The organism is Sporichthya brevicatena, from assembly GCF_039525035.1.
Lineage (GTDB): Bacteria > Actinomycetota > Actinomycetes > Sporichthyales > Sporichthyaceae > Sporichthya > Sporichthya brevicatena.
Window position 1 is genome coordinate 1 of the sequence record NZ_BAAAHE010000052.1, and the last position, 17,210, is coordinate 17,210.

At 72.0% G+C, this 17,210-nt stretch carries 16 protein-coding genes; 8 read left to right on the forward strand and 8 right to left on the reverse strand.

Annotation, left to right across the window (positions count from 1 at the left end; genetic code table 11):
- Window positions 1–123 precede the first annotated feature (123 nt).
- From ABD401_RS23555 to ABD401_RS23565, 3 genes are all read right to left on the reverse strand, one after another.
- Window positions 124–903, reverse strand: a complete 780-nt coding sequence (locus ABD401_RS23555; protein WP_344609391.1) for a response regulator transcription factor — start codon at window positions 901–903, stop codon at window positions 124–126.
- 275 nt (window positions 904–1,178) lie between these two features.
- Window positions 1,179–2,774, reverse strand: a complete 1,596-nt coding sequence (locus tag ABD401_RS23560) for a sensor histidine kinase (protein WP_344609393.1) — start codon at window positions 2,772–2,774, stop codon at window positions 1,179–1,181.
- 7 nt (window positions 2,775–2,781) lie between these two features.
- Window positions 2,782–3,537, reverse strand: coding sequence for a response regulator transcription factor (locus tag ABD401_RS23565; protein WP_425566243.1), 756 nt, complete (start codon window positions 3,535–3,537; stop codon window positions 2,782–2,784).
- 157 nt (window positions 3,538–3,694) lie between these two features.
- Between ABD401_RS23565 and ABD401_RS23570 the strand changes: the two genes are divergently transcribed.
- Together ABD401_RS23570 and ABD401_RS23575 are read left to right on the forward strand one after the other, a co-directional pair.
- Window positions 3,695–4,498: a hypothetical protein gene (locus ABD401_RS23570; RefSeq protein ID WP_344609395.1), complete on the forward strand. Its 804-nt coding sequence runs from the start codon at window positions 3,695–3,697 to the stop codon at window positions 4,496–4,498.
- Window positions 4,499–4,544: 46 nt separating this feature from the next.
- Window positions 4,545–5,426, forward strand: a complete 882-nt coding sequence (locus ABD401_RS23575; protein ID WP_344609397.1) for a hypothetical protein — start codon at window positions 4,545–4,547, stop codon at window positions 5,424–5,426.
- Window positions 5,427–5,454: 28 nt separating this feature from the next.
- Here the strand turns inward: ABD401_RS23575 and def are convergent, their stop codons facing one another.
- The gene (gene def, locus ABD401_RS23580) at window positions 5,455–6,015 is read right to left on the reverse strand and encodes a peptide deformylase (RefSeq protein WP_344609399.1); all 561 of its coding nucleotides are present in this window, start codon (window positions 6,013–6,015) and stop codon (window positions 5,455–5,457) included.
- Between the two features lie 40 nt (window positions 6,016–6,055).
- Between def and ABD401_RS23585 the strand changes: the two genes are divergently transcribed.
- The gene (locus tag ABD401_RS23585) at window positions 6,056–7,243 is read left to right on the forward strand and encodes a cysteine--tRNA ligase (RefSeq protein WP_344609401.1); all 1,188 of its coding nucleotides are present in this window, start codon (window positions 6,056–6,058) and stop codon (window positions 7,241–7,243) included.
- On the opposite strand, the gene ABD401_RS23590 is transcribed toward ABD401_RS23585, so the two are convergent.
- Window positions 7,240–7,944: a helix-turn-helix transcriptional regulator gene (locus ABD401_RS23590; protein WP_344609403.1), complete on the reverse strand. Its 705-nt coding sequence runs from the start codon at window positions 7,942–7,944 to the stop codon at window positions 7,240–7,242. The two genes, ABD401_RS23585 and ABD401_RS23590, sit on opposite strands and share 4 nt — an antisense overlap.
- A 169-nt stretch (window positions 7,945–8,113) precedes the next feature.
- Here ABD401_RS23590 and ABD401_RS23595 point away from each other — a divergent pair, with 169 nt between their 5' ends.
- Genes ABD401_RS23595 through ABD401_RS23605 form a run of 3 tightly spaced genes read left to right on the forward strand, consistent with a single transcriptional unit; the run spans window position 8,114 to window position 11,891 of the window.
- Window positions 8,114–9,112, forward strand: coding sequence for a branched-chain amino acid ABC transporter permease (locus ABD401_RS23595; RefSeq protein ID WP_344609405.1), 999 nt, complete (start codon window positions 8,114–8,116; stop codon window positions 9,110–9,112).
- On the forward strand, window positions 9,109–9,810 hold the full coding sequence (locus ABD401_RS23600; RefSeq protein ID WP_344609407.1) for an ABC transporter ATP-binding protein: 702 nt from the start codon (window positions 9,109–9,111) through the stop codon (window positions 9,808–9,810). Before ABD401_RS23595 ends, ABD401_RS23600 begins: the two co-directional genes overlap by 4 nt.
- Complete coding sequence (locus ABD401_RS23605; protein ID WP_344609409.1) at window positions 9,807–11,891, forward strand: branched-chain amino acid ABC transporter ATP-binding protein/permease; 2,085 nt, start codon at window positions 9,807–9,809, stop codon at window positions 11,889–11,891. The genes ABD401_RS23600 and ABD401_RS23605 overlap by 4 nt, the downstream gene beginning before the upstream one ends.
- Here ABD401_RS23605 and ABD401_RS23610 read toward each other — a convergent pair.
- Entirely contained in the window at window positions 11,881–12,759 is an 879-nt protein-coding gene (locus ABD401_RS23610) for a S1 family serine peptidase (protein ID WP_344609411.1), read from the reverse strand. The genes ABD401_RS23605 and ABD401_RS23610 overlap by 11 nt on opposite strands.
- Window positions 12,760–13,188: 429 nt before the next feature.
- Between ABD401_RS23610 and ABD401_RS23615 the strand changes: the two genes are divergently transcribed.
- Window positions 13,189–13,401, forward strand: coding sequence for a hypothetical protein (locus ABD401_RS23615; RefSeq protein ID WP_344609413.1), 213 nt, complete (start codon window positions 13,189–13,191; stop codon window positions 13,399–13,401).
- Here the strand turns inward: ABD401_RS23615 and ABD401_RS23620 are convergent.
- The gene (locus ABD401_RS23620; RefSeq protein WP_344609415.1) at window positions 13,395–14,948 is read right to left on the reverse strand and encodes a SpoIID/LytB domain-containing protein; all 1,554 of its coding nucleotides are present in this window, start codon (window positions 14,946–14,948) and stop codon (window positions 13,395–13,397) included. The two genes, ABD401_RS23615 and ABD401_RS23620, sit on opposite strands and share 7 nt — an antisense overlap.
- Before the next feature lie 289 nt (window positions 14,949–15,237).
- On the opposite strand from ABD401_RS23620, the gene ABD401_RS23625 reads away from it, so the two are divergent.
- Entirely contained in the window at window positions 15,238–16,131 is an 894-nt protein-coding gene (locus tag ABD401_RS23625; RefSeq protein ID WP_344609417.1) for a hypothetical protein, read from the forward strand.
- 33 nt (window positions 16,132–16,164) lie between these two features.
- Here ABD401_RS23625 and ABD401_RS23630 read toward each other — a convergent pair whose 3' ends face one another.
- Complete coding sequence (locus tag ABD401_RS23630) at window positions 16,165–17,172, reverse strand: NAD(P)H-dependent glycerol-3-phosphate dehydrogenase (protein WP_344609419.1); 1,008 nt, start codon at window positions 17,170–17,172, stop codon at window positions 16,165–16,167.
- Window positions 17,173–17,210: the final 38 nt, after the last annotated feature.

The window sequence follows — 17,210 nt, forward strand, 5'->3', positions numbered from 1 at the left end:
CCTCGGCGGCCACCGCCCCGCTCTGCCTGGCCGATGACCCACGGATCAGTCAGGAGAGCCAGAAAGGGTGACACCCCTTACTGCGCAGTAAGGGGTGTCACCCTTTCTTTCACGACAGCGGGGTCAGAGCCAGCCGGAGTCGCGGACGATGCGGATGGCGTCGATGCGGTTGCGGGCGCCGAGCTTGCCGATGATCTTCGACAGGTAGTTCCGGACGGTGCCGTCGGAGAGGCAGAGCCGGGCCGCGATCTCGCGGACGGACTCGCCCTGGGCGGCGCGGCGGAGGACCTCGAGCTCGCGCTGGGTCAGGGTGTGGGCGTCGGTCTCGAGCGCGGCGATCGCGAGCTTCGGGTCGACGACGCGCTCGCCGCCGGCGACGCGGCGGATGCTCTCCGCCAGCCAGGAGGCGGGGGCGTCCTTGTCGACCAGACCCTGGGCGTGCGCCTCGAGGGCGCGGCGCAGGGTGCCGGGCGTGACGCTGCTGGTGAGCACGAGGACCTTGCACCGGGGCGCGGCCTCGTGGAGCCGGCGCGAGAGCGCGAAGCCGTCGCGGCCGGGGGCGTCGACGTCGACGATCGCGACGTCGGCGCGGGCCCGGGTGACGGCGGCGACGGCGTCACCGTCGGAGCGGACGGCGGCCACGACCTGGATGTCGCGCTCGAACGAGAGCAGCGCGACGAGGGCGCCGCCGTAGAGCGCGAGGCTCTCGGCGAGCACGACGCGGATGACGCCCTGCCGGCGGAGCGCCTCGGCGCGGGCGGCGTTGGCCTCGGCGGCGGACACCGCGGCGGCCGCGGGCTGCGGCACCACGGCGTAGCCGGTGGCGACCTGGGCCCGGGCCGGTACGGAGGTCTGCATCGGAGCACGCATCTGTGCCCCCTCGGACTGCGTCCGGTAGCTCATCGAATCCAACGCTCTTCAGTCCCCCCGTGGCCCACGGAACCAGCGAGCAAGCAGGTCGTTCTTACGCTTCGAAGATCACGGTACTGAGGCTGGTGTTACTGCAGTTCTGCTTTGCAATTTCCAGCGTCTTCTTTGTGTGGGATCACTCGAATGGGGGAACGCCCCCGGGCATGCCGGAGCGGATTTCCCCTGACTTTCCGGGCAAATCCGCTCTTTTCGCCCCAACTTCTGCCGCCCCCTGACGCAGCGTCAGACCTTAGCGGTCGGGGCGATGGTCAAGAGGTAGGTGCGTCCGTCCGAGTGTCGTGCCGGACGGCAACCCCGTTCGCCTCGACGGGCGGCAGCGGACCGACGGGGATTCGCACCGTGAAGACCGTATTGCCCGGAACGCTCTGCACCGAGACGGTGCCGTGGTGCGCCGCCACGACGGCGGCCACGATCGCCAGCCCGAGGCCGGTGCTGCCCGCCGCGCGCGAGCGTGACGAGTCGCCGCGGGCGAAACGCTCGAACACCTCGGGCAGCAACTCGGGCGCGATGCCCGGCCCGTTGTCGCTGACGGTGATGACGGCCTGCTGTGCCGGTCCCGTTCCCTCGACGCGGAGGCTCACGGTCACCTCGGTCTGCGGCGGGGTGTGCGTGCGCGCATTGCCGAGCAGGTTGGTGATGACCTGGGTGAGACGCGCGTTCTCGCCGATGACCGTGATCGGCTCCTCGGGCACGTCCAGGCGCCAGACGTGGGACGGCCCGGCCGCGTGGGCGTCGCCGACCGCCCCGATCAGCACCTGCGTCAGGTCGACGGGCTCGCGGACCAGCGGGCGACCGGAGTCGAGGCTGGCGAGCAGCAGCAGGTCCTCGACCAGGCCCGTCATGCGCACGGCCTGCGACTCGACGCGGCTCATCGCGTGGGCGACGTCCTCCGGCACCGGTTCCTGGCTGCGCCGGCTCAGTTCGGCGTAGCCGCGGATCGCCGCGAGCGGTGTCCGCAGCTCGTGGCTGGCGTCGGCGACGAAGCGCCGCACGCGCGTCTCGCTGGCCTGACGGGCATTCAGCGCCGCGCCGACGTGGCCGAGCATGTTGTTGATGGCCGCACCGACCTGACCGACCTCGGTGCGCGGGTCCGTGTCCTCCTCGGGCACCCGGACGGCGAGCGCGACCTCGCCCCGATCGAGCGGCATCGTCGCCACCTGCGTCGCCGTCGCGGCCACGCGGCGCAACGGACGCAGCGTCAGACGCACGATCGCGGCACCGGCCGCGGCCGCGAGCGCGAGCCCGGCGATCGTGACCGCGGTGATGATCGCGGCCAGTCGGAACACCGTGTCGCTGACGTTCGCCATCGGCAGGCCGGTGACAGCGATCGTCCCGTCCGAGACCCACTCCGCCCGGACGCGGTACTTCCCGAGGTCACCGCCGAGGTCACGCGTGTGCGGGCCGGTCTCGGGCTCGACGGTGAGCAGCACCGACGGGTTGCCGGCGACCTGGCCGGTCTCGCCGCTAGTGGTCAGCACCCGCGGGACCGTCACCAGCTGCCCGTTGCGGACCCGCGCGATCACCGTCCCCTCGATCTGACCAGGGCCGAACAGGCCGAACTGGGCGTTGATCGGCGACTCGATCGAGCGCGTCGTGCGGTCGGCGGCGGCGTCGAGCCGCTCGTCGAGCTGGTCGATCAGATAGCTGCGGAGCGCGACCACGCTGACCACGCCGATGACGAGGCTGACGACCGACAGCAGCGCGAGGAGCACCGCGATCAGTCGGGTGCGCAGGCTCCAGCCGCGCGGCCCCCAGGTGGTCCAGGCGCGGTGCAGCCGGTCCCGCGCCGAGGGCGGCGGGGACGGGGGCACCAGCGGCGCCGCGGGAGGCGGCGGAGCGGTCATCGACCCGTCACTGCTCAGCCGGCTTGAGGACGTACCCAGCCCCGCGCAGCGTGTGGATCATGGGCGCGCGACCCGCGTCGATCTTCTTGCGCAGGTAGGAGATGTAGAGCTCGACGACGTTCGCCTGCCCGCCGAAGTCGTAGTTCCAGACGCGGTCGAGGATCTGCGCCTTCGACAGCACCCGGCGCGGGTTCCGCATCAGGTACCGCAGCAGCTCGTACTCGGTGGCGGTCAGGTTGATCTCCTCGCCGCCGCGGCGGACCTCGTGGCTGTCCTCGTCGAGGGTAAGGTCACCGACCACCAGGAGCGCCTCGTTGCGGGTGTCCGCCGCCCGCGTCCGGCGGATCAGGCCACGCAGCCGGGCGACGACCTCCTCCAGGCTGAACGGCTTGGTGACGTAGTCGTCGCCGCCCGCGGTCAGGCCGGCGATGCGGTCCTCGACCGCATCGCGCGCGGTCAGGAACAGGACCGGGATGTCCGGGGTGTCCGCGCGCAGCCGGCGCAGCAGCTCCAGCCCGTCGACGTCGGGCAGCATCACGTCGAGCACGACCGCGTCGGGCCGGAACTCGCGGGCGGCCTTCATCGCCGAGGCGCCGTCCCCGGCCGTCCTGATGTCCCAGCCCTCGTAGCGGAGCGCCATCGAGAGCAGGTCGGTCAGGCTCGGCTCGTCGTCGACGACGAGCACCCGAACCGGCGACCCGTCCGCACGCCGGAGCTGAGGGCGGGAGTCCGTGCTGCTGTCGGAGGTCGGCATGATCATCATTCTGCCCACCGCTCTGTTCCGAGTCTGTGGCATTTCTGTGCCAATCCTGTGGAACCCGCTCCGCCGGGCGCCGCGGCTCATCCCCGCGGCCCAGCAACGCACAAGGTCGTTCCAAGGTTCGTGGTGACGCTGGAGACATCCCGAGAACGGAGTCCCGATGAAGATCCCGACCTCCCTGACCGTCGGCCTGGCCGCGGTGGCCCTCGTCGCCGGCGGCGGCGCGGCGATCGCCGCCGGCCAGCCGAGCACCGACACCGCCGGCTCGGCGGACACCACCGCCACCGCCGAGGCCACCGCCGAGGCCACCGCCACCCCGGGCAAGCGCGTGCACGGCTTCGGCGGTCTGCTGCACAGCGAGTCCGTCGTCTCCGACGGCAAGGGCGGCTACGTCACGCGCCTGACCCAGATCGGCACGGTCGAGTCCGTCGACGCCGACCGCCTCACCGTCGTCAGCGAGGACGGGTACAAGCGGTCCTGGGCGCGGAACTCCGACACCGCCGTCGGCGGCGCGGGCTGGAGCGTGACGAAGAACGACGACGGCAGCTGGACCGTCAAGAAGGACACCGGCGAGCTCGCCACCGGCGACGAGGTGATGGTCGCCGGCACGCTCGCGAAGGGTGCCGACACCGCAACCGCCGACCGGATCACCACCGTGCCCAAGGCCGGCGCGATCCCCGGGACGATCCTCAAGCGCCTCGACGGCGACCTCGGCGGCCGCCCCGGCGGGCTCACCGACCTGCGCGACCGTCTGAAGCAGCGGTTCGAGGGCGGCCCCGGGCTCGGCAGTGGGTTCGAGGACCGCGGGGAGGTCCGTCGCTTCGAGATGCGGACGCCCGACCGCTCGCGGGCTCCCCAGGCCGTTCCCGCCCCCGGGACCGCCGAGGCACCGGACCGCGCTCCCAGCAGCGGGGCGGTCCCGGCGGAGCCGAGCTGGTCCACCTCGCCCGCTTCGTTCACGTAACGACCAATTCGTTCCGGTCACCGGCCCGGGCACCTAGCATGCGCGAATGCGAACTCACCTCGCGCTTCGCCGCGGCCTGGCCCTGACGCTCTGCCTGGCCGCGGCCGGCGCGGGTCTCGCGACCCCGGCGGCCGCGGCCGCCCGCACGGACACCGTCGTGGTCTCGATCTTCGGCGAGCCCGGGGACCCGGTGACCGGCGGCACCTCGCACGTGTGGCGGACCGGTCCGGACTCCGTGCGGGCCGTCCGGTCCGGCGACGGGCTGCGGATCACGGCCCAGAACCCGGGGGCCGAGCGGTTTGTGTTCGACCTGATCCCGCCGGCCGGGGAGCCGATGACCGTCGGCACGCACCACGACCCGACGGCGACGCCCACCGCCGGGCGCGCGGTGCTGAACGTGACCGGCGGCAACCGGTCGTGCACCGGCGGGCAGTCGGGGCACTTCGAGGTGCTCGACTTCTCCGCGGACGCCAACCGGTTCTGGGCCCTGTTCGAGCAGCGCTGCGCCGGGGCCGGCGGCTCCTACTTCGGGGAGATCCGCATCAACGCCGAGACGCCGCGGGGGCCGCTGATCGCGCCGTCCCGCCTGCAGTTCCCGGCGCGGGCGTTCGGGGCGGGCGCCATCAGCGTGCCGATCACGGTGGTCAACACCGGGACGGAGGCGCTGGCGTTCGGGGCGCCGATGATCGAGGGCCGGCCGGCGAAGTCCGCCGCGTCCCGGCTCGGCGACGACGACATCGGCATCGCCGGCACGCTCAGCTTCGCGGTCCGCGAGAGCACCTGCGCGGCCGTCCCCGCCGGGGAGTCCTGCACGGTGTGGGTGACGTACTCACCGCTGTTCCCCGGACCGGTCGAGGCCTACCTGGTGCTGCCGGACACCCGCACCGGTGACCGGTACCGGTCCTCCCTGGCCGGGTTCGTCGGCTGAGCCGGGTGGTCCCCCGGCCCGGGGGACGTCAGGCCCCGCGGCTGAAGTCGGCGTCGGCGAGAGCCTGCTTGCGGGCCCGCTTCGGGAGCCGGTCGACGTAGACCGTGCCCTCGAGGTGGTCGCACTCGTGCTGGAGGCACCGCGCGACCAGGCCGGTGCCGGAGATCTCGATCGGCTCCCAGTTCGCGTCGAACCCGGTCACCCGGGCCTCGCTGACGCGCGCCAGCACCGCCGTCGCGCCGGGCACGGACAGGCAGCCCTCGGTCCGTTCGACGAGCTCACGGTGGCCGTTGGGCAGGTGCAGGGTCGGGTTGATCACGGTGCCGACGACGCTGCGCCCGGTCGGGTGGCCCTCGTCGTCCTGCTCCGGGCAGTCGATGACGAAGATCCGCAGACCGACGCCGATCTGGTTCGCGGCCAGGCCCACGCCCTCGGCGGCGTACATGCTGGCGAACATGTCCGCGATCAACTGGTCCAGATCCGGGGTGTCCCGGGTGACCTCGGCGCACGGACGGTGGAGCACGTCCTCGCCGTAGTAGGTGATGGGTCGGACCTGCCCGACCGGCCCGCCTGCACTCTCCGCCGTCATGCCCGCGATGTTATTCGGCGGCAGTTGGCAAGATGGGGTCATGGCAGGGATCACCAGACTCGGGTCCGGCGTCGTCGGCATGGCCGGCCGCACCGCGATACCGCCGCAGCCCGTCGACCGTGTGCTGCGCCTCGGCGGGGTTCGCCTGCCGATGCTCTCGCCGGGACGGCTGTACGTCTGCGGGATCACCCCCTACGACGTCACCCACCTCGGCCACGCCGCCACGTTCGTCTGGGCGGACGTCTGCGCGACGGTGATGGGCCTGACCGGGATCGACGTCGAGGTCTGCCGCAACGTCACCGACGTGGACGACGTCCTCACCGCCGCCGCGGCGACCCGGGGGCGGAACTACGACGAGTTCGCGCTGTCGCAGCAGTTCCTGTTCGAGCAGGACATGGCCGCACTGCGCGTCGCGAAGCCCACCTACGACCCGCGGGCCCGCCACCACGTCGCGCACGTGATCGCGCTGGCCGCGGCCCTGCTGCACAACAAGAAGGCGTACCACCGCGAGGGCTTCGTCTACTTCCGCGGGGCGCACGTGCCGGAGGAGTTCGGCATCGACCGCGAGCAGGCGGTGACGCTGTTCCGCGAGTTCGGCAACGACCCGGACGCCCCGCTCAAGGACGACCCGTTCGACGTCGCGGTCTGGCGCCCCTCCGACGAGAACCACCCCGCGTGGCCGAGCCCGTGGGGCTGGGGGCGGCCGGGCTGGCACGCCGAGTGCACCGCCATGGCCCACGCCCACCTCGGCCCGGGCTTCGACGTCCTGGCCGGTGGCGCCGACCTCGTCTTCCCGCACCACGCGTACCAGATCGCGATCGGTGAGGCCGCCTCCCGCATCGGCCACATGGCGCGGGGCCGCCTCGCCGTCGGCACGGTCAACATTCACGGCGAGAAGATGGCCAAATCGACCGGCAACCTCGTCCTCGTCGCGGACCTGCTCTCCAAGTACCGCGCGGCCGGCATCCGGCTGTACCTGCTCGACCGGCCGTGGGCGAACCCGTGGGAGTTCTCGCACGACGATCTCGCCGCCGCCGACGCCCGGCTCGACCAGCTCTACTCGGCCGCCGGCCGCCCCGGCGGGAACGGCTCGGCCGGGGAGGCCGCGATCGCGGCGCTGCTCGACGACCTCGACGTCCCCTCGGCACTCAACATCGCCGAGGAGGCGGGCGGCGAGGCCGCGCGCATGGTCCTGCGGACGCTGCGGCTCGACGGCGGCGACAGCTAGGCCGGTCCGATCCGGACGCAGCACATCGGCGGCTCGGGGTCGAGCCGCGGCGCCAGGCGGTCGGAGGCCTCAAGCCCGTCGGCGAGCCCGGTGAGCAGGTCGAGGTTCATCCCGCAGATCAGCAGGGTGTGACGCTCCATCAGACGATGGAACGGACAGTTGGCGAGCGCGATCTCGCCGCGGTGCTCGCGGGGTTCGAAGCCCAGCTCCCGCAGGGCGGACATCGCCGCGTCGCGGAGCGCACGCCCCGACGGCCGGCGCGGCAGGTCGGCCCGCGCCGCGGCGCCCACCTCGCTGCCCTTCTCCCGGGCGACGCGGGACAGCGCCTCGCGCACCGGGCAACCCGTGTCGGCGGCCGCCCGGACGGCGTCGGCGAGGATCTCACCGGCCAGCTCGTACTGCCGCTCGGGGACCGAGACCGTCAGCTCGGAACGTGCTCGGCGGTACAGCTTCGCCGGCCGTCCCGCACCCGGACCCGCCTTGCCCGGCGGGCGCTCGTACCGCACCTCCAGCAGACCGACCTCGGTCAGCTTGTCGAGGTGGAAGGCCGCGACCGACCGTGGCACCGACAGCCGCTCGGCGGCCTCGTCCCGGCCGACCCAGGTGTCCAGCTCGGCCATCAGCGCGTACAGGTCGCGGCGCAGCGGCTGGTCCAGAGCCGCAACGCCGGCGATCCGGGCGTCGCGCGACGGGAGGGCCATACCGCCCACTCTAAAACCAGAGAACGTTGACGTAACACTGCCGCGGAACCTAGGGTCCGCAACATCTGGCGTTTTCTGAACTGGGCCTCCCCAGCCCCGTGCATTAGCGTCAGGCCGACATTCCTCGTGATGCGCTGGTCCCGGCGCGGCATCGGAGGTTCTACGACGCATGCACCTGTCGCTGCTCGACACGGTCCTGATCGCGGGGTTCGTCAATGCCGGCCTGTACGGCTTCCTGCCGATCTCGATCATCCTGAGCTACCGGATCTCGCGCACGATCGCGTTCGTGCACGGCGGGATCGCCGCGGCCGCCGCGCTCTGCTACTGGCTGCTCTGCTTCCGCTCCCCCGAGTTCCTGCCGGGTGAGGACGTCGTCCCGAACTTCATCGTCCAGTTCGGGTCCGACGCCGACGGCGCGCACCGCTACGGCAGCCGCCCCGAACTCGATCCGTTCGTGGCGCTCCTGCTCGTCATCGTGCTGGGCGCGGCGATCGGGGCCGCGTACGGCTGGATCGTCATGTCGCGGCGCATCGCGAGCCTGAACATCATGACGCTGACCATCGTCTCGCTCGGCGGGATGATGGCGCTGATCGGCTTCTTCCAGTACCTCAACGTCCAGCCGGACTCGCTCCCGGACAGCCCGTTCGGCAACCACACCTACGTCTTCCACGACGTCCCGCTGACGCGACACCGCCTGGTGACGCTCGCCGTCGTCGCGGTGCTCTCGATGATCCTGGGCGTCCTGCTCACCCGCACCCACACCGGCCTGGTGATCCGCGCGCTCGCGGACGACCAGGAGGCCGGCGTCTGGTGCGGGGTCAAGTTGCGCGCGGTCGGCACGCTGGTCTACGCCGGTTCCGGCGCGCTCGCGGCGCTGGCCGGCGTCCTGATCGCCGTGACCGCCGGGCCGAACCCGGCCGAGATGCTCCTGCTCTTCCTCAACGGCCTCGCCATCGCCGCGGTCGGCGGGATGCGGTCGATCCCGCTCGCCTTCCTCGGTGCGCTGGTGTTCTCGTTCCTGGAGACGGCGCTGATCATCGGGGTCTTCGGGACAGTCGACCGCGCCGTCCAGACCCTGGTGCTCTACGGCTCGCTGCTCGCGATCATCGTCGCGGTCGCCCGGTTCCGACGAGAGAACGTCTTCCTCCTGGAAAGGCAGTCCCTGTGAGCACCCGGGCCGTGCTGACGGTGCATCAGCTCATCGCCGGCTACTCCGGCCAGGCCGTGCTCCACCGGGTCGACCTCGAGGTGCGGGGCGGCGAGGTGATCAGCCTCCTCGGCGCGAACGGCGCCGGGAAGTCGACGCTGCTCAAGACCGTCATGGGCACCGTGCCGGTGATCGCCGGTTCGATCCGCCTCGGCGACCAGGACATCACCCGGTGGCCCGCCCACCGGCGGGTCGCGGCCGGGATCGGGTTCTCCCCCGAGGGCCGGCGGATCTTCGCCAACCTGACCGTGGAGGAGAACCTCCTGATCGGCGCGACCTCGATGCGCAAGGCCCACCGGCGTGACCAGATGTCCTACGCGGCCGAGCTGTTCCCGATCCTGGGCGAGCGCATCGGCCAGCGCGCGGGCACGCTCTCCGGCGGCGAGCAGCAGATGCTCGCGGTGGCGCGGGCGATGATGACCAAGCCGCAACTGCTGCTCGTCGAGGAGCCGTCGCAGGGCCTGGCCCCGATGGTCGTCGACCACATCTACGAGACGCTGCGCGGCATCGCGGCCGACTCCGGCGTCGCCGTCCTGATCGCGGAGCAGTTCCAGCAGGTTCGCGAGGAGTTCAGCGACCGCATCCTCGTCATCGACAAGGGGCAGATCGTGCCGGACGAGGAACTGGCCACCGCGATTCCCGGGGAGGGGTCGGCATGAGTCGCGTCCCCCACCTGAACCGTCCCGACGGCCGGCGCACCACGTCCCGCCCGGTGCTCACGGCGATGTCCACCCCCGGCTCGCTGGTGGCCCTCGCCGTGGTGGTGCTCTACGCCGTCACCGCGCCCGCCTACAAGGTCTTCACCGTCGCCGGCGCGGTGCCGATCGCCCTGACCGGCCTCGGACTGCTCGTGCTGATCGGCTGGGCCCGCGAGATCTCGCTGGCCACCGCGGGCATCTACGGCTCGGCGATCTACCTGATGGGGTACCTGACCCGGAACCCCGACAACGGACCCGGCGCCAACGGCCTCGGCGGTGTCGACGGCGGCGACCTGCCGTGGGTGATCGCCGCGGTCGCCGTGATCGCGGGCGGCGCCCTGGCGCTCGCGCTGGTCGCCCTCTCGTCCGCCCGGCTGCCCGGCATCTACCTCGTCGTGCTGACGCTCGGGCTGCAGATCATCATCGAGCGCACCATCTACACCTACGGCGACCTCGCCGGCGGCCTGTCCGGCGGAGACATCCGCGGCAACATCCTGACGATCGAACGGCCCGGGTTCTTCGGTCTCGACCTCCAGGGCGACAAGGCCTTCTACTTCTTCGCCTGGGGCTGGCTGGCCCTCGCCCTCGTTCTCATGGTGCGGTTGCGCCGCTCCCCCATGGGCCTGGCCTTCCACCTCGTGGGGGCCGACCGCCAGGCCGCGGCCGCCGTCGGCATCAGCCCGCTGAGGTTCCGCGTGCTCGCCTTCGCCGTCTCCGGGGCGCTCGCGGGCGCCGGCGGCATCGTGGCCGCCTGGCACCTGGAGTCACCGCCGCCGTTCCCGAACCTGCTCTCGCCGTACTCCCTGGTCCTGCTGGCGATCCCGGTGCTGGCCGGGCTGGACTCGATCGCCTTCGTCGTCCTGGTCGCGGTGTCCTTCCAGCTGACCCCGGTCGAGCTCGAGGAGCTGCGCATCAGCCCGTTCATCCTCGCCGCGGTCGGCCTGCTCGCCGGCGCGGTCTTCGGCTCCCGTGGTCTGGGCGGCCGGGCCGCCGACGCCTACCGCTACCTCCTGCACGGCGGCCGGCGCACGCGCACCGCCCGGGAGCGCCTGGACGCCGCGGTCCTGCGCGGGTCCGAAGGTCTCGGCGCCGAGGGCGACGAGGCACCGATCGGCATGCTCACCGCCGAGGAACGCGCCGCCGCCCTGGCCGTGCTCGAGGCCTGGCTGCCCCCGCGGCCGGAGATCGCGAACGCGGCCGAGGCGCGCGACGTCGTCGTCAGCTTCGGGGCGGTCCACGCCCTCGACGGCGCGTCGATCCGCATCCCGAACGAGTCGATGGTCGGCCTGCTCGGCCCGAACGGCGCCGGCAAGTCGACGCTGTTCGACGTGATCTCCGGGGTGCGCCGACCGGACCAGGGGACGGTGTCGCTGTTCGGGACCGACGTCTCGACCCAGCCGGCGTGGGACCGCGCCAAGCTCGGCGTCGCGCGCACGTTCCAGACCACGCGCGTGATGGCCGACCTCTCCGTCGGCGACAACCTGCTGGCCGGGGCGTACCAGCGGATCGGGATTCACCCGCTGCGGTTCCTCGCCGGCGACCCCCGCGCCGCCGCGCGACTTCGCGAGGCCGAGGAGGCCGCGTGGGCGGCCGCACGCCTGCTCGACATCGACCGGTACTGGAACGAGCGCTGCGGGACGCTGGAGTTCTCCGCCCGTCGGCGCGCGGAGATCGGCCGGTGCCTGCTCTCCGGGCCACGCCTGCTGCTGCTCGACGAGCCGGCAGCCGGCCTGGACCCGGCCTCGAGCGTCGCACTGTTCTCGTTGCTCAAGCGACTGCACGCCGACCTCGGCCTGACCGTCCTCCTGGTCGAGCACTACGTGAAGGCCGTGCTCGACTCCTGCGACCTGGTCTACGTCCTGGCCGAGGGCCGGATCCTCGCCGAGGGCACCCCGGCCGAGGTCGCGGCCGACCCCGAGGTCCAGGCCCGCTACCTCGGCACCCGGATGCGGTTCGTGCCGAAGGTCGTCGTCGCGACCGACGCGGCGGCCGCGGCCGCGCGGCCCGAGGACCTCGCGGAGGCGAGCGAGGTCAGTCCGTGAACGACTCGGTGCCGGGCACCAGGCGCAGACCCTGAATGCCGGAGTGCTGCTGGGCGTAGGCGAGCGCCTTCGCCAGGTTGACCACACCGTTGCTCGCTGGGTGCGGGACGAAGATCAGGCTGGAGGCGACCCCGAGCGCCCGGCCCTGCTCGTCGAGCACGCCGCTGCCCGAGTCGCCCGGGATCACCGGGGTCACGAAGTAGACCAGGTAGGTCCAGTCGGCGTCGGAGCGGTCGAGGATCAGGCCGTGCTTCGGCGCGAGCAGCCCGACGCCCTGCCGGACGGGCGCGTTGCCGTAGGCGTACGCGAAGTCGCCCGTGCTCGGCGCACCCCGTCCCGTTGACCCCGTGCTCAGTCCGACCGGGCCGCCGAACCACGGCACGGAGGGGTTGAGGACCCGCGTGGCGTCCGCCGGCAGCCGCACCAGCGCGAAGTCGTTCGCCCGGCACGTGACGGGGTCGGGCTCGGACACCCGCTGCATCGTGTGCCACGAGCTGTAGGCGAGGACGCCGGTCACGCCCGCGCCGGCCACCGTGACCTCGGTGCCGAGCGGGAGCACGGGGTCGACGCACCCGTTGAAGTTGTCGGGCTCGCCGCGGCTCGCACAGTGGGCGGCCTGGCCGAGGTAGTAGTGCCCCGCCGCGTCGGTGAAGACGAAGTTGGCGGTGCAGCCCTTGCCGTCCGTCACCAGCAGGACGCCGGGGTGGACGGTCGCCGACCGGATCGGTGCGAACTCCGGTTCGCCCCCCGGCGAGCCCGGTGCCCCGGCCGCCCGCGCCGGCATCGGGACGGCCGTGGCAACGCCGAGGGCCAGCGCGGCGGCCAGCACGGCACGCCGCAGCCGGGCGGTACGGCGGATCTGGGGCACGCGCACTCCTCGGGGCTCACCTGGACAACGCCGGGATCGCGCCTTTCGTTACGTCCGCGCCCTTCGGAGACCTCCGAGGCATCCGTCACCCACGCGAGAAAAGTAAAACTTTGGGACTAGTGTTACTGACGTGATTCGAGAGGTATGTCCGACTTTGCCCCGTCCCCACCCGGGCGGGGCAGCCGATTTTGCCCCGATCCGTAATCACCGCATCACCCGGCGTGTCGAATCCGCCCCGACACGCCCAAACGCTGTACAACCCGCGCAGCACCCCTCCAAGCTGACCAATCTGCGAGATTTGGTGACGAGTTGTTGGGGATTGGAAGGGGAATTCCGGGTGATCACGGCACAGAACGGTGCGTGGTCTGGTAACCCGTTTACCTGGCCCGGAGCAGTGCCCGCCCTCCCGAGCGTCCCGGGGCGGCCGTGATGGCCAGCTCCGTCCTCTCCCGCCGTCGCTCCGCAGCGTCGTCGGACCGCCGGACCGAGGGTCACGGGCGGTCACGGTCCCGCCGGGCCCGGCACCGCGGCGGCGCGTGGTCCCGATCCGGCTACGGCGCGGTCGCGGTCCTGGTCCTCGTCACCGCTGCCTGCGCGTCCGCGCTGACCTCGTTCTACCTGCTGACGCTGGTCAACTACTGACCCAGGCCCTGGCCTGACTCACCCGGCTCGGCCGCCGGCTCCGAGGTCGGGACCGGGGTCGGGACCGGCGTCGCCGTCGGCACCGGCGTGGGCACCGGCGTGGGCACCGGGGTGGGTTCAGCCGCCTCGGGAGCCGACGGCGGCGGGGCCGCGGGCGCCGGCGCCGAGCGCTTGGCCGCGGCCGGCGTCGGCGTCGGGATCGGGGTCGGGGTCGGGATGACCGTCGGGGTCGGCGTCGGGGTCGGCGTCGGGGTCGGCGTCGGGGTCGGCATCGGGGTCGGGGTGGGCGTCGGGAGGATCGCGCTGTTCCACCACGAGTGCCGCAGTCCCATGCGCGAGGCGAAGGTCGTCCCCGCGACGAGCAGGGTGCGGGTCGAGCCGACCAGGCGGACCTGCACGACGCGGCCGCCCCACTCCCCGCGGCCGTCGCGCTGCGCCACGCGGATCGCCTGGAGCTTGCCGATCTCGGGCCAGGCACTGGAGATCGTGGACGCCTTCAGCGTCGCCTTCCACGAACTCGCGGTGTTGGCGACGACGCCGTCCCACGGGTCGGGCTTCGCAATCAGGTACGGCTTGTCGCCCGAGGTGGAGAAACCGCCGTTGGACGCGGAGAACTCCGTGAGCGCGGGCGCGCCGTTGTAGGTCAGGTAGCGGCCGGCCGTCGCCTTGATCGCCGCGTTGGTGCTCTTGTACTCCCAGGTGCGGGTGACCGTTCCCTTGCCGTTGGCGGTGCGGGCCCCGTGGTAGACCTGGCACATCGTCGTGTCGCAGATGTCCGCGAAGCCGAGCGACATGTACTTCTTGCGCCACAGCGCGTAGGTCCGCGCCGCCACCGACTGTGCCTCCAGGGCGGCCGGGGCCCAGCTCGGGTACGACTCACTGGGCACGACCGAGCGCAGGTAGTCGCGCATCTTGACCTGGTTGACGACGCGCACGGTGCCCCCGGTCGAGATCGCGACGAGCTGGCCGCGGTAGTCACGCTCCTCGGCGGAGTTCAGGACGAGCCGGATGACGTTCGAGGACGTCGGCCCGACGAAGCGCACCGGGCCGGCGTGCTGGCCCTTGCCGTTGAACTTGAGCAGCCGCCACTTCCCGCCGGCGAGGCCGCGGACGCGCAACTTGCCGTTCGTGTGGCGGTCGACCCGCCAGAGCGTCACGGTCTTGCCGTTGAGCTTGGTGGGAGCCGTCTTCCACGTCGAGCCGACGCGGACCCGCAGGCCCTTGCGCGGTCGGACCTCGAGGTTCTTGTTGGTGTCAGCGGTGACGTGAACCTTGATGGCCCCGCTGTCGGCGACCGTGGCCGGGGTGGTCCCGGGGTAGTAGAACGCGAGGATCTCGGGATGGCTGATGCCCAGCGTGGCGGCCCCCTGCGCGCCCCACTGGGACATCCCCCGACCGTGGCCGTAGCCCTTGCCGACGAGCTCGAAGACGCCGTTCACCGGCCGAATCTCCGGCTCCTGGGCCCCCTCGGCCCCGACCAGCAGCGCCGGCGGCACCACCAGTCCGAGACCCACCGCCACTGCCGCCGCCGCACGGACGCGTCGCATGTCCCCGCTCCTTGTCCGCTCGACCCTCACCGATCCGGTCGGGACCGGACTCTCGTCCCGACCCGGGCGCGCTCGGCCTCCCCTGCCGAATCCGAGCTTCTCCCAGATCTCGAATGTAACAGGAGTGACGAGAGTGACAAGCGAGGCTGATGATTTTCCCAGGCGGCGTCCTTTCCCGGTATCGGCGCCCCCGCGCGGGAACTGAACCCACCGTCGGTGCGACGGGTCAGAGGGAGCCGTTGCGCCCGACGGACGTCCCGATCTGCCCCCGCACCATGACAGGACCCTGATGAACCGCACCCCGGCCGCTGCGGCCGCCCTGCTCCTCACCCTGACCCTGGCCGCCTGCGGCGGCGACGACGACTCCACCGACCACTCCGCCCACGCGGCGCAGTCCAGTGCCGGCCACAACATGGCCGACATGAACGGCATGACCATGGACATGAGCAAGGTCGGCGACGGCACGGCCGCCTCGCTGGGCGGATACCGCCTCGTCGACGTGAAGGCCCCGACCCAGCCCGGCAAGGCCGGGAAGCTCACCTTCACGGTCGAGGGCCCGAACGGCGTCCAGAAGGACTACACCCGCCAGCAGACCAAGCTCATGCACACGTATCTGGTCCGGAAGGATCTGACGAACTATCAGCACATCCACCCGTCGCTCGACACGAAGACCGGCGAGTGGAGCGTCGATCTCACCGTCCCCGAACCCGGCCCGTACCAGCTCGTGACGGAGTTCCAGGCGCTCACACCCGAGGGCGAGTTCGACGACCGCATCCTCGGCACCGAGATCACGGTCGAGGGCAAGTACACCCCGGTCACCACCGCCCCGGCCGCCCTGGGCACGGCGAGCGTCGACGGCTACGACCTGAAGATCGACGGGCAGCCCAAGGTCAACGGCGACAAGCTGATGCTCTCGATCACCAAGGACGGCGAGGGCGTCTCGACGCTGCAGCCCTACCTCGCGTCGTTCGCCCACATCACCGGGTTCCGCCAGGGTGACCTGTCCGCGGTCCACGTCCACCCGGACGAGATGCCGAAGGCCGACGACGCGAACGCCACCGGCGGGCCGGATCTGACGCTCGCGCCGATGTTCACCAAGCCCGGGCGCTACCGGATGTTCATCCAGTTCCAGACCGGCGGCACGGTTCACCTCGTGCCGATGGACCTCGAGGTCACGGCCTGACCTCGACCGGGTCAGCACCGGCCTGACTGGGTGTCAGGCCAGACCGTCGATCTCGGACGTGGCGGCGGTCCGGCGCAGGCCGCGGTAGGCCTGCACCGGGCTGCGGCCGAGGTGCAGCACGCCGTGGACCTCCTGGCAGATCGGCACCGGAACGCCGAGCTCCTCGGCGAGCTCGACCACGACCGACGAGGTCTTGATGCCCTCGGCGACCATGTTCATCTCGGCGACGATCTGCTCGGTCGTCATGCCGAGCGCGAGCTTCTCCCCCACCATGCGGTTGCGGCTGTACGGGCTCATGCAGGTGGCCATCAGATCGCCGAGGCCGGTGAGGCCGGCGAAGGTGCGTGGGTCGCCGCCGAGCGCCTCGCCGAGCCGGGTCAGCTCGGCCAGCCCGCGGGTGATGACCATGGCTCGGGTGTTGTCCCCGACCCCGAGGCCCGTGCCCATGCCGGCCGCGATCGCGATGACGTTCTTGAGCGCACCGCCGAGTTCGCAGCCCACGACGTCGGTGTTCGTGTACACGCGGAAACGGGGGCTCGCGAACACCGTCTGCAGCGAGGCCGCGACCTGCTCGTCCGGCAGCGCGATGACCGCGGCCGCGGCGTAGCCGGCCATGATCTCCGTGGCGAGGTTCGGCCCAGCCAGCAGACCGGTCGGGTGGCCGGGCAGCAGCTCGTCGATCACCTGGGTCATCCGCAGGCGGGTGCCCTGCTCCAGTCCCTTGGTCAGGCTGATGATCGGGATCCAGGGCCGGACGAAGTCCCGGCAGTCGCTGAGCACCTGTCGCATCCCGTGCGAGGGGATGCCGGTGACGAGCACGTCGGCGTTGTAGACCGCCTCCTCCAGCGACGTGGTCGCACGCAGGCGGCGCGGCAGGGCGAACCCCGCCAGGTAGCGGCTGTTCTGGTGCTTGTCGTTGATCTCCTCGACCACGGCCGCGTCACGGGCCCACAGGACCGTGTCGACGTTGCGGGCGGCGAGTGAGGCGACCGTCGTCCCCCACGAGCCGGCCCCGAGCACCGCGACCTTCACCTGACGCACGGCGCCCATCCTTGCACCGCCGCCGGACCATGTCCCGC

Coding starts and splice junctions, on each gene's coding strand:
- ABD401_RS23555 (WP_344609391.1), bottom strand. CDS start 903: ATGAGCTACCGGACGCAGTCCGAGGGGGCACAGATGCGTGCTCCGATG.
- ABD401_RS23560 (WP_344609393.1), bottom strand. CDS start 2,774: ATGACCGCTCCGCCGCCTCCCGCGGCGCCGCTGGTGCCCCCGTCCCCG.
- ABD401_RS23565 (WP_425566243.1), bottom strand. CDS start 3,537: ATGATGATCATGCCGACCTCCGACAGCAGCACGGACTCCCGCCCTCAG.
- ABD401_RS23570 (WP_344609395.1), top strand. CDS start 3,695: ATGAAGATCCCGACCTCCCTGACCGTCGGCCTGGCCGCGGTGGCCCTC.
- ABD401_RS23575 (WP_344609397.1), top strand. CDS start 4,545: ATGCGAACTCACCTCGCGCTTCGCCGCGGCCTGGCCCTGACGCTCTGC.
- def (WP_344609399.1), bottom strand. CDS start 6,015: ATGACGGCGGAGAGTGCAGGCGGGCCGGTCGGGCAGGTCCGACCCATC.
- ABD401_RS23585 (WP_344609401.1), top strand. CDS start 6,056: ATGGCAGGGATCACCAGACTCGGGTCCGGCGTCGTCGGCATGGCCGGC.
- ABD401_RS23590 (WP_344609403.1), bottom strand. CDS start 7,944: ATGGCCCTCCCGTCGCGCGACGCCCGGATCGCCGGCGTTGCGGCTCTG.
- ABD401_RS23595 (WP_344609405.1), top strand. CDS start 8,114: ATGCACCTGTCGCTGCTCGACACGGTCCTGATCGCGGGGTTCGTCAAT.
- ABD401_RS23605 (WP_344609409.1), top strand. CDS start 9,807: ATGAGTCGCGTCCCCCACCTGAACCGTCCCGACGGCCGGCGCACCACG.
- ABD401_RS23615 (WP_344609413.1), top strand. CDS start 13,189: ATGGCCAGCTCCGTCCTCTCCCGCCGTCGCTCCGCAGCGTCGTCGGAC.
- ABD401_RS23620 (WP_344609415.1), bottom strand. CDS start 14,948: ATGCGACGCGTCCGTGCGGCGGCGGCAGTGGCGGTGGGTCTCGGACTG.
- ABD401_RS23625 (WP_344609417.1), top strand. CDS start 15,238: ATGAACCGCACCCCGGCCGCTGCGGCCGCCCTGCTCCTCACCCTGACC.